The organism is Streptomyces sp. NBC_01537 (genome assembly GCF_045040445.1).
Lineage (GTDB): Bacteria > Actinomycetota > Actinomycetes > Streptomycetales > Streptomycetaceae > Actinacidiphila.
Window position 1 is genome coordinate 9,174,973 of record NZ_CP109392.1, and the last position, 10,486, is coordinate 9,185,458.

General features: G+C 64.7%; 12 protein-coding genes. 9 read left to right on the top strand and 3 right to left on the bottom strand.

Annotation, left to right across the window (positions count from 1 at the left end):
* Positions 1–15 precede the first annotated feature (15 nt).
* From OG607_RS42080 to OG607_RS42090, 3 genes are all read right to left on the bottom strand, one after another.
* Complete coding sequence (locus OG607_RS42080) at positions 16–495, bottom strand: PPC domain-containing DNA-binding protein (protein ID WP_405735134.1); 480 nt, start codon at positions 493–495, stop codon at positions 16–18.
* A 32-nt stretch (positions 496–527) separates the two neighbouring features.
* Positions 528–1,511, bottom strand: coding sequence for an asparaginase (locus OG607_RS42085; RefSeq protein WP_405735136.1), 984 nt, complete (start codon positions 1,509–1,511; stop codon positions 528–530).
* A 70-nt stretch (positions 1,512–1,581) separates the two neighbouring features.
* The gene (locus OG607_RS42090; RefSeq protein ID WP_405735138.1) at positions 1,582–3,072 is read right to left on the bottom strand and encodes a hypothetical protein; all 1,491 of its coding nucleotides are present in this window, start codon (positions 3,070–3,072) and stop codon (positions 1,582–1,584) included.
* 189 nt (positions 3,073–3,261) lie between these two features.
* On the opposite strand from OG607_RS42090, the gene OG607_RS42095 reads away from it, so the two are divergent.
* From OG607_RS42095 to OG607_RS42135, 9 genes are all read left to right on the top strand, one after another.
* Complete coding sequence (locus tag OG607_RS42095) at positions 3,262–4,173, top strand: helix-turn-helix domain-containing protein (protein ID WP_405735139.1); 912 nt, start codon at positions 3,262–3,264, stop codon at positions 4,171–4,173.
* The gene (locus OG607_RS42100; RefSeq protein ID WP_405735141.1) at positions 4,170–4,403 is read left to right on the top strand and encodes a DUF397 domain-containing protein; all 234 of its coding nucleotides are present in this window, start codon (positions 4,170–4,172) and stop codon (positions 4,401–4,403) included. Before OG607_RS42095 ends, OG607_RS42100 begins: the two co-directional genes overlap by 4 nt.
* A 107-nt stretch (positions 4,404–4,510) precedes the next feature.
* The gene (locus OG607_RS42105; RefSeq protein ID WP_405737523.1) at positions 4,511–5,119 is read left to right on the top strand and encodes an HAD family hydrolase; all 609 of its coding nucleotides are present in this window, start codon (positions 4,511–4,513) and stop codon (positions 5,117–5,119) included.
* On the top strand, positions 5,056–5,271 hold the full coding sequence (locus tag OG607_RS42110; RefSeq protein WP_405737428.1) for an NUDIX domain-containing protein: 216 nt from the start codon (positions 5,056–5,058) through the stop codon (positions 5,269–5,271). Before OG607_RS42105 ends, OG607_RS42110 begins: the two co-directional genes overlap by 64 nt.
* Positions 5,272–6,009: 738 nt before the next feature.
* Entirely contained in the window at positions 6,010–6,633 is a 624-nt protein-coding gene (locus OG607_RS42115) for a hypothetical protein (protein ID WP_405735143.1), read from the top strand.
* Between the two features lie 664 nt (positions 6,634–7,297).
* Complete coding sequence (gene rplL, locus OG607_RS42120) at positions 7,298–7,717, top strand: 50S ribosomal protein L7/L12 (protein ID WP_405737430.1); 420 nt, start codon at positions 7,298–7,300, stop codon at positions 7,715–7,717.
* A gap of 223 nt (positions 7,718–7,940) precedes the next feature.
* Complete coding sequence (locus OG607_RS42125) at positions 7,941–8,393, top strand: transposase (RefSeq protein WP_405735146.1); 453 nt, start codon at positions 7,941–7,943, stop codon at positions 8,391–8,393.
* Positions 8,394–8,397: 4 nt separating this feature from the next.
* On the top strand, positions 8,398–8,532 hold the full coding sequence (locus OG607_RS42130) for a hypothetical protein (RefSeq protein ID WP_405735148.1): 135 nt from the start codon (positions 8,398–8,400) through the stop codon (positions 8,530–8,532).
* Positions 8,533–9,358: 826 nt separating this feature from the next.
* The gene (locus OG607_RS42135; RefSeq protein WP_405735150.1) at positions 9,359–10,411 is read left to right on the top strand and encodes a hypothetical protein; all 1,053 of its coding nucleotides are present in this window, start codon (positions 9,359–9,361) and stop codon (positions 10,409–10,411) included.
* Positions 10,412–10,486: the final 75 nt, after the last annotated feature.

The window sequence follows — 10,486 nt, forward strand, 5'->3', positions numbered from 1 at the left end:
TATTGCCTCCTGGCGTCAGCGCGCCGTGCCGAAGCCGAGCAGAGGCACGTCGTACAGCTCCGGGGCCCGCCGACGCGTCAGCGCGGGCCCGGTTTCGTCCCCCACGGTCTCCACCACGGGGATCTCGCAGATGAACTGCACGGTGGCGCCGAGGAGGTGAGAAACCCGCCCGTCTGCAGAGGCCCCTTTCAGCCCGGCGGCCACATGGATGTGGGGGGCCAGGCAGTCCTGCTCGGTGTCCCAAGCGAGGGTGCCGCCTCCCAGTGCTTCGAGAGTCTCGACCGTGATCTCGTCCCAAAGGGGGGCTTCGGGGTTCTCCATTGGCTTGCAGGTTCCGACCAGGCGCGCCGAGCTGAAGCCGCCGACGAAGGACGGGATGAAGCCCGAGCGGATATTCCGTTCGGCACAGAACTGCGCAAGGCCGGCGAAGAAGTCCTCGCCGTGGTCCAGCGCGAGGACGAAGCTTCTGCCGGTGGTGATCTCGGTGGAACGCATGATGTGGGGAATCCTTCTGGTCGTCGGGATGCTCAGCGGCGGGCTGCGAATGCCTTCTCGATATCTGCGCGGGAGCCGCCGGCTGCGAGCTGTGCGCTGAGGAGGAGCCTGGCCTTGTAGGGATCAAGGGCGCCCGCACCGATAAGGCCGCGGCCCAGCAGGTCGCTCTCCGAGCCCGGGAAGGCGTAGGTGCTGGCCAGGACGGACCCGACCCCGATGCGAGAGGCGAGCACTACGGGCATCGTGTCAGCTAGGGCTTCGAGCCGGGCGCACCAGGTTTCCGGTACGTGGCCGGCGCCGAAGGCGGCGATCACCAGCCCGTGGACCTTGTCTTCGAGCCCTTCGAGAAGGATCCCGTCGCTGCCGAGCGTGGCGGCGATCACCTCGACGCGCGGGACCTGGGCGTCCGGGAGCGGTACGGTCGGACCAGGCTCGACGGAGCAACGGATACGGGGGACTCCCTCCACCAGGTGCCCGATGGGGCCGGCCTCGGGGGACGCGAACGCGGCCGTGCTGATGGTGTGCGTCTTGCGGACGTACCTGGCTGCGTGGATCTCATCACCCAGGACGACGAGCACTCCGAGCCCACGCGCGTCGAGCGCAGCAGCCGTCTGCGCTGCCGCGAGGAGGTTCGCTGGGCCGTCAGCGCCGGGAATCGCCGGGTTGCGCATCGCTCCCGTGAAGACGACGGGGGCTTTCCCCCGGTAGTAGAGGTCAGTCAGGAACGCGGTTTCCTCCAGGGTGTCCGTACCCTGGGTAACGACAACGCCGTGGATGCCGTCGGCGTCAGCCGTGGTGAGCCGTTCCACGAGGGCAACGATGTCGTTGATCGTCAGCGATGCGCCTGGCATCTGCCGGAAGTCCTCGACGGTGATCTCCGCGACATCCTTCAAGGCCGGCGCTGCGGCCACGAGATCGGCGCCCGACAGGCGCGGCTTCACACCGCCCGGCGTCGCGTCGGTACGGGTCATGGCGATGGTCCCGCCGAGAGTCAGCACCAGGACGGTGCGGTTCAAGTCAGGAGAAGCGGTGGGCACGGGCGGCCTTTCGGGGAACGGAGGCGGAGCGGTCGCGTACGCGTGGGGCTCATCGGTCGGGGACCAGCGTGCCGAGGAACGATAGGACATCATCCACAGCGTCCACGGTCAGCAGGCGGCTTCGCGGCCGGACCAAGCCCGAGACACCATGCTCGCCAAGTTCGCGGCAGCGCCGGGTCAGCCACCCCCAGTCGATGTCCAGATACTGCGCTAGTGACTTCAGGCGAGCCTCCGGGTCAGGCCCCGACAGCACATCCGCGTCCTGGGCGTCGCCGAACGCCGCAGTGTAGGTCCGCAGGTCCCCACGACTGGTCGTGGTGCTGGCGGCCCACAACGCCTCACCTCGAACCCTCACCCAGTTCGCGACCACCGCCCGCTGGCCAGGTACCAGGGCCACGCCGTCGACGTCCGCGTATTCCGGCTTCCCCATCACGCGGACTCGGATGCCGTACTGCTCCATGAGGGCGATGGCCAAGAACAGCAGAACGCGCTCGTACCGCTCACTCCGGGCAACCGAAGCCTCGGGGATACAGAACACGCGGGAGGACGGCGAGGTGCTGTCGTTGAACCGCTCCAGCCGCTGCAGGTACTCGATCTTGTGCCGGAAGAACAGCCACGGCGCCGCTTCCTCGCCGCTCTGCTCACGCGTCCAGAAAATCGGAACCTCGGTGGCGTCGTGCAACTGCTGCTGGATGTGCTGAGCGCAGAACGCCGATCCCATCCAACTGGTGCCAACGGAGGTCATGTCCAGGAACAGTCGACTTGGGGCCGATCGTGGCAAAGCGAGGTAGGTGCCCAGCACGCGCCATTCCGCATCGAGCGCCTGATCGTCTGCCAACAGGCCGTCGTCGAGCTGTGTAAGCGCCCACAGGATGCCGTAGGTGAGGTCATCCAAGAGATACGCAGCGGGAATGGATACCGCCTTCTCAGACACGGCAGGCTCCACGGCACGCCGTACAGGGGCCGTATCAAGAATGTAGAGGCGATGATCGTTGTCCAACTCTTCGACGCCCACGAGAAAGCCTCGGCGCGCCGGTCGTAAGAACTGCTCCAGCGCCTGGAGCTCTTCCTCTCCCGACCCTTGAAGGTCCACTCTCTCCCCGTGGCGGGATGCCGGAAGGAAGCGAACTGCGGCAGCCGTGCCGTCCAAGGTCTGCCGACCAGTCAACTCCCAGATACCTACGGGTTCGGAGGTGGGAAGCAGGAGCCGCGAAGTGGACCAGCGGCGCCCGATCGTCGCCGCGGCTTCGCTCGATGACCTCGTCATGCTGACCGCTCCGGCGGCCGGGCTGAAGAGCACATCGACCGAGTACCCAAACATGCGCTCGAGGATCTCCGCAGCCTCCGCCCTGGGGCGGCCGTACCAATCGCCCGAGGCCCATCGGTCGAACGTCGTACGCGCTACGCTCGCAGATGCCAGACGACGTCGTCCGGTCTCCCGAACCAACTCCCCAGCCGCTGCCGCAAAATGGACGCAAAACGCCTCCCAGCTGTACAGACGACGCTCTTGAAGCAGGAGGCTGAACAGCGTGCGACGCATTGCGGCGGTCCTCCCTGGGAGAGTGCGGGCAGCAGGACGGCAGGACGGCATCCACGTGTGGCGACACAAGCCGCACGTTTCGTGACTATGGCTAGGATGCGCGCCGCAGCGCCGTGTTAGCAACTGGACTAGCAGAATTGCTCGTTGTTTTGGTTGTGTGGGTGACGGCCCTAGCGTCACACTGTCGGCATGTCGACGAACTCGCCCCCGCCCTCGATCGTTCGGGCACAGCTGGGAGCGCGGCTCGCTCAGCTCCGCGAAGAGGCCGGCCTTTTGCAGGGCGAGGCTGCGTTTCGAGCCAAGCTGGACTCAGGAGGGCTCAGCCGCATTGAGGGGGGTACGCGTGGAATCACGCCCCCGACCGCTCAACGTCTGCTGGATTGCTACGGCGTCACGGAGCCCGGAGTCCACGCTGAGATCCTCGAACTGATCCGGTTGGACGCTTCCCTCCGTCGCAAGCCGAAGTGGTGGAAGCGGCACGTTGATGTCCTCAGCCCGACCGCGTTCGACAACTACCTGGCCTTGGAAGCAGCAGCGGTCGGACAGCGGACCTATGAACCGCTGCTGATCCCCGGCATCCTTCAGACCGCCGACTACGCACACGCAGTCATCCCGGCCATGCGCCCGGATTTTACGGCAGCACAAGTGAAGCGGCTTGTCGAGATCCGGCTCTCGCGTCAGCGCAGGATCCTGCAGCCGGGCACGCCCGACATCGGGGAAAACGCCTCGCCTCGCGCCAACCTCATGATTCTCCTCGACGCGAGAGCGCTCCAGCCGTCGACAGCGGGTGCCTGCGTCATGCGCGGACAGATGCAGCGGCTCATCGAGGCGTCCGATCATCCACAGATCGCCCTTCGTATGAGTCCCGAATCCGCCGGCCTGCATCCAGGTCTTGCCGGGTCATTCGTGATCATGGAGTTCCCCTCGGCTGCCGCACGCGATGTTGTGTGCGTGGAACTCATGCGCCGCTCCGTATACCTGGACGACGAGGCTGAAGTCGCGCAGTACCACGATACGTTCAACGGGTTGTGGAAGAGATCGCTCACCACCGCCGAGACGTCCGATTACCTCAAGCACAAGATGGAGGAGCTGCAACTGTGAAGAACGGCAAGACCGGCCCAGGCGCGCCTAGTCTCGACGGCGTCCGATGGTGGAGATCCTCCCACAGCGGAGGATCAGGCAACTGCGTTGAGATCACAACTGACGTACCCGGGTTGATTCCCATCCGCGACAGCAAGAACCCAGATGGCCCAGTCTTGCTGTTCACCAGCGCTGGCTTCTCCGCCTTCGTCAGCGCCATTGATGCGGGGAGTCTCCGCCATGCGCGGTGATCCCGCACTCCCATGAGTCGCCACCGAGCTTCGGGCGAAGCCTTCATCGTGCTGCGTGTGGGCTTCCCCTCCTCGGACCATCACGCCGATCGCGGAGGTCTGAGATCGTGAGCGACACCACGCTGGTGCTGTGGGACATCGGCCGGACGTTGCTATACGTAGGGAACATCGATCGACAGGTCTATCGCGAGGTCTTCAGGAAACTCTTGGGGCGCTTTCCCAAGAAGCTTCCCGAGCGAGGAACCGGGATGACCATGCCCCTGGCGATCCGCTACCTGCTACTCGACAACGGGGTCCCTGCGGAGGAGGTACCGCAGGTGGTGGCCGAGATGGTGGACTTGTTGCCGGCGCAGCTTTCCCATCATGTACCCGAGATACTGCGGAGCGGGACACCACTGCCCGGCGCGATCGAAGCACTCCGGTCGGCTCAGGCGGCGCCCAACCTGGTTCCCACCGTGGTTACGGGAAACCACAAAGCGAATGCAGTGATCAAACTGCGTACCTTCGCTCTAGACACCTACCTGGACATGGAGATCGGCGGGTTCGCCTCCGACAATCAACATTGGCCGACGCTGGTAGGCATTGCCCAGCGTCGTGCCGACATACCGACTACACCTATGAGCAGGTTGGCATCCCAGTCCCGGCTGACAGCATCCGCGAGGGCGAGACGCCAGAAGCAGCGGCCCCGCGCGAAGCAGGCGAGGAGACGGGCCTGAAGGACTTCAAGATCGTGCGGAAGTTCGGCGAGACCGAGTACGACATGACCCCGTATCGGGCAGAGCTCCAGGACCGGCACGTCTTCCACCTGGAGCTGACCGAGCCTATCCCGGAGCGGTGGGCCAGCCAGGAGAACCACGACGGGAAGTAGGAGCCCACGCACTTCAAGTGCTTCTGGATCCCGCTGGAGGCCGCCCACATCCTCCAGTCCGGCCAGGGTGTCCTGCTGGGACGCCTGTCCGACTTATCCCCGACCGGACACGGCCACTGCAGGAGGCAGCCGATGCACCGCGCCATCGAGCAACACAACCCGAGCAATCTGTTGTACCGCGGCCTCAATGCCGAGGACTCTGCCCGTGTCGTATCGGTGATCTAGAGATTGCGCGATGACCGGGTGGGCACCCCAAGTTGCACTTGCTCCGACAGCCGCGCCCAAGGATGCATACCCGGACCGCTACCACACCGCAGCCAGGTCACCTCGACCACGAAGAACTACTTGCGGTACCCCAACGGCACTGGACTGCCGAGTGGTGATCATCTGGCCAGTGGTTCAGCATGGAAGTGGTACGTGTGAATGATGCGTGCTCAACATCAAACTTCCTCGGGAGGTTCCGTGCCCCGTCTTCCGCGCTTTGGCCGGGACGCCCGGTCGTCTTCCGTGGCCGGGGGTGCGCCTGTTGGGCAGCCGGTGGTGGCCGGGGGTGCGCCTGTTGGGCAGGCGGTGGTGGCCGGGGGTGCGCCTGTTGGGCAGGCGGTGGTGGCCGGGGGTGCGCCTGTTGGGCAGGCGGTGGTGGCCGGGGGTGCGCCTGTTGGGCAGGCGGTGGTGGCCGGGGGTGCGCCTGTTGGGCAGGCGGTGGTGGCCGGGGGTGCGCCTGTTGGGCAGGCGGTGGTGGCCGGGGGTGCGCCTGTTGGGCAGGCGGTGGTGGCCGGGGATGCGCCTGTTGGGCAGCCGGTGGTCGAAGGTGAACGGCCGCATGATGGTTGGAGCCACGTATTGATGTGGGCGTCCTTCCTGGGGGCCGTTATTGCGGGCATCAGTACAGCATTCCTAATAGTCCTGCATGGGAAGGGAAGTCTGATTGTTGCGACTGCAATTCTGACCGGTCTGATTCTACTTTATTGGGTGGCGCGAAAGTGGTGGGTAAAGATCGCAATGCGCGATGCAGAAGAGCTCGAAGCTAAAGGGGGTGTTGTTGTTGTTGATGTATTCGCCAGCGCGGAACGTGCCGCTCAATCTATGGTGACGGCCGGCACCCTCGTAGTCACGGTCCAAGGAGTTGTTCTTGGTCTTGTCTTCGCATTCAATAATGGTGCGACCTCCTCTGTAACTGTCAAGGTTGGTATTGGGTCGCTTGCCTTCGGTGTGAGTATGGGACTCTTGCTTGTATCTCTATGTGCTTTTTCCCTGCCAGGGCGACGCACGCAAGTGGTGGCAGCGCTGCTCTTCAACCTTTCCATCTGGAATCTGAGTTACGGATTGGTGTGCATAGCATCCGAGGCTATAGGGTCTTGAGGCGGATCAGGCGCTGGAGGTCAGCATGGATACAACGACGCAAGCTTCCGTGGTCCAAGCGCTAGAAAGCGTTGGGCTGTTCGCCTTCCAAGGGGATTCGCTAAGTGCTAGTAGGCGGCACGCCACGGATCTGGCCAAAGAGGACGGGATGGCCGTCGGAGAGATTGATGCGCTGGTCGCACACGACTGCGTGGGTGCGGCAGAATATGCAACTGTGGAGTACGCGGCATCGGATCCTGGCGGCGTAATTGAACTACCCATCAAGGTGAATAAAGGGCACATTCTGTTGGCTGCCCTTAAGTATAATTGCACGGCTTTGGGTTGTGCTGTGCCCGCCGCTGCTAGCGACGTGTACACGCCTGATAGAATCACGCTTCTTTCGGCGGATGCAGTAAAGATTGCGCGACTATTGGAAATGGGCTTCGAGATTTCATCTCCGCCGGCACTTCATAGCCTTGTTAGGCGAATTGAAGATAGCTACCAATCTCACGCGACAAAGGTATTTCGGTCCTTCGGTAGGGGGCATGCCATCAGAGTGCAGGGCGTCCTCTGGCGGCTTCAGCTCGCCATCGACAAGCAGCCTGGCTTCCTAGAACCCCTTGACGTGGCATGTTTCGACTCGGCTCGGGAACTAGGTCTGTTGGATAGGGTTGGGCAACCGGAAATGCGGTCTGAAAGTTCAGAACATGCACTTGAAACCAGGGAGCTGCTGGGCACCTTTGAGGAAATGACCTTGATTGACCTCGCCGAATTTGTGAGGGCATTTGAGGAGAAGTTCGACGTCACCGCAGCCGCCCCGGCTGCCGTTGTTGGCGCTGCAGGTCTGGGTGCCTCGGCCGCCGAGTCAGCTGAGGAAGAGGACGAGTTCGACGTAATCATCACCGGTGCCGGCGATAAGAAGATCCAAGTCATCAAGGTCGTGCGTGAGCTGACCTCGTTGGGTCTTAAGGAAGCCAAAGATCTAGTCGACAGTGCGTCGCAAGCGGTACTCGAACGAGCTCGTAAGGACATCGCAGATAAGGCCGCTGCGGCTCTGGAATCTGCCGGAGCTGCGGTCGACGTTCGGCGCAGTGCGCCCGTCTGACCGCAACGCGATCGGCCTTGAAGACGTTGTTCCCTCGGTTGGTTCCCGTGGTGGTCGACCATGTGGCGGCGGAAGGCCAGGTCATTCGCGTGCCGGTCCGTACCCGGGCGACGGCGGCAGTGTGTCCAGGCTGCGATGCGCCCTCCGAGCGAGTGCACGGCTACCACTGCGACAGCTGGCCGATCTGCCGGTCGGTGAACGCAGTGTTGTCGTCGAACTGCGGGTGCGACGCCTGAGGTGTGACAACCCCGCCTGTGCCCGGCTCACGTTCCGTGAACAGATCGAGGGCGTCACCAGGCGGTATGCCCGCCGGACGCCCCAACTGGCCGGGCTGATCGCCCGCGACGGCGTCGCACTGGCGGGCTGTGCCGGGACAGCTTTCCTGCACCGCCTCGCCGTCCGTGTCTCACGCTCCACCGTGCTGCGGACGCTGATGTCCGTGCCGACACCCGACGCTCCTGTGCCGGAAGTGCTCAGTGTGGACGACTTCGCCCTGCGGCGCGGGCACCGCTACGCAACCCTGATCCTCGACGCCGTCACACACCGCCGCATCAACGTCCTTCCCGACCGGCAGGTGACCACACTGACGGCCTGGCTGCGCGAGCATCCCGGCGCGCGGATCGTGTGCCGCGACGGGTCCACTCCTAACCGAGGCGATCCGCCAGGGAGCCCCTGACGCGGTGCAGGTCAGCGAGCGCTGGCACATCTGGCACAACCTCGCCACGGCCGTGGAGAAAACGGTCGTCGCCCACAGCACCCGCTGGCACACAACCTGCCCGCTCCGCAGCAGCGGGCGACGCGCCGACCTCACCTGACAGCGCCACGCGGCCGTCCATAGCCTCCTCGACCAGGGCATCGGCCTCCTGGAGTCCGCCCGCCGCCTCGGCTGGGGCCTGAACACCGTCAAACGCTACGCGCGCGCCGCCAGTGCGGAGGACCTGCACCGCCCCGCCTCATTTCGTCCCACGCTCGTCTGCCCCTACCGCGACCACTTGCGCCGCCGCCTGACCGAGCAACCCAACGTCCCAGTCACGCGTCTGCTCGCCGAGATCCGTGCTCTTGGCTACCCGGGCAGCGCGAATCTGCTGGTCCGCTACCTGAGCGACGGACGCGCCAACCCCGGCCACGCGCCCCATCGCCCCGACGCCTCGCCTCCTGGATCACGAGCCGGCCCAGTCAGCTCACCGCCCACCGACGCCGCCACCTCGACCAACTCGCCTCAACCTGCCGCGAGATGACCACCCTTACCGAACTGGTCCGGGAGTTCGCCACCATCCTCACAAAGCGCCGCGGCCACGAGGTCCTCTCCGTCTCGCGGAGCTCACCCGGTCTCGCGGAGGGGGATGCGGCGGAGTTGGATGTCCACTCCGCTTGCGCGGAGCTCAGCCGGCCGAGCAGCCCGGGGTGTGCCCTCCGCCTGTGCGGAGCTCAACAGGCGGTGTGCCCATGTACGCGGTATGAGACAGATTCGCCGCCCCGTCACCCAGGTGATCATTCTGGCATGTGCATGTGCATGTGCATGTGCATGTGCATGTCGCGAGCTGCGGCCGGTTGACGGACAGGGGATGGCTTCGAGTGCGGAAGGTGATGGGATGATCGCAAAGGAATGTGTGCTTTGAGTTCGCCGATAAAGGGGGCAGGGTGGCCAAGGATTCCGCCTTGAGGGGGTATCTGCTGGAGGAGTCGCTGGCCTGGCTCTTGCGGTTCAGCGGGTACCGGCTTCTGGTCCATGAGGATCAAGATCCGGTGGAGTTGGTCACGCAAGGTGAGACGCTGCGGGTCCGGGGGCGCGGCGCACTGCACCAGGTGGACGTCCTTGGCGAGTTCGTGTTCACGCCAGCGTTCTCCATGCCGGTGCGGCTGTTCCTGGAGGCGAAGTTCTACAAGGATCCTTGCGGGCTGGAGATCGTCCGGAATGCCCATGGCGTGGTGCATGACGTGAACGAGAACTTCATGACGCACGCGGGTACGCGGCCCCGGCAGCGGTACCAGTATTCGTACGCGCTGTTCTCGGCCAACGGATTCACGGCGGATGCGCAGCGGTACGCCCTCGCCCACCAGATTTCGCTGGTTGACCTCTCTGGTGCCTCCTTGAGCTGGCTGGTGGGGGCCATCAGCAGTACGGCGTGGATGCTGTACGAGGCGCAAAAGCATCTGGCTGAGTCCGAGCCGTTTCCCGTGACCTGGATGCGTGCCGAGCTGCGCAAGGCGTTGGAGACGTCCCCGGTGAACCTCTTGCCTCAGGCGACGGTCACCGAGGGGAAGTTCAAGCAAGTTGCTGGCGCGGCGATCGTGCAGTTTGTCGCTGTGTTGCGGCAGCGCAGCGACTCCGAGTTGCTGCTCGGCTTCCCGTCAGCTCCGTTCATCCTTCCCTTGGTTGCCGATGACCACCGGCGGTTTCTGGCGTACGCGGAGGAGAAGCCGGACCACGCGGTGCGCATCCGGCGCAGGGGCGCGGGAGGGGCCGCGGAGTGGACCTTGTCGCCGTTGAGTGCGGCGGCGGCCTATGAGCTGACGTTCAAGCTGCCGGAGCATGTTGAGGGGTGGATCAGCGACGTCGCCGGGAAGGAGCGTCGGCGCACGCTGGAGGTTAAGGAGCAGTTCCTGTCGACGATCACGATCTACCGGATGAACGGTGGTGGCGTGCGCGCCTACCAGCTGCGGTATGAGGCGAGCTCGCTGTCCCGCACCTGATGGCGGCGTACGTGCCGCGGCCCCCGGCTCCTGCCAACCCGGGTGTCCACTCACTAGCGGCATCGGGCCGGACAG

Excerpts from the sequence above, each read along its gene's own strand:
- OG607_RS42080 (WP_405735134.1), bottom strand. The coding sequence starts at position 495 with ATGCGTTCCACCGAGATCACCACCGGCAGAAGCTTCGTCCTCGCGCTG.
- OG607_RS42090 (WP_405735138.1), bottom strand. The coding sequence starts at position 3,072 with ATGCGTCGCACGCTGTTCAGCCTCCTGCTTCAAGAGCGTCGTCTGTAC.
- OG607_RS42095 (WP_405735139.1), top strand. The coding sequence starts at position 3,262 with ATGTCGACGAACTCGCCCCCGCCCTCGATCGTTCGGGCACAGCTGGGA.
- rplL (WP_405737430.1), top strand. The coding sequence starts at position 7,298 with ATGCGGTCTGAAAGTTCAGAACATGCACTTGAAACCAGGGAGCTGCTG.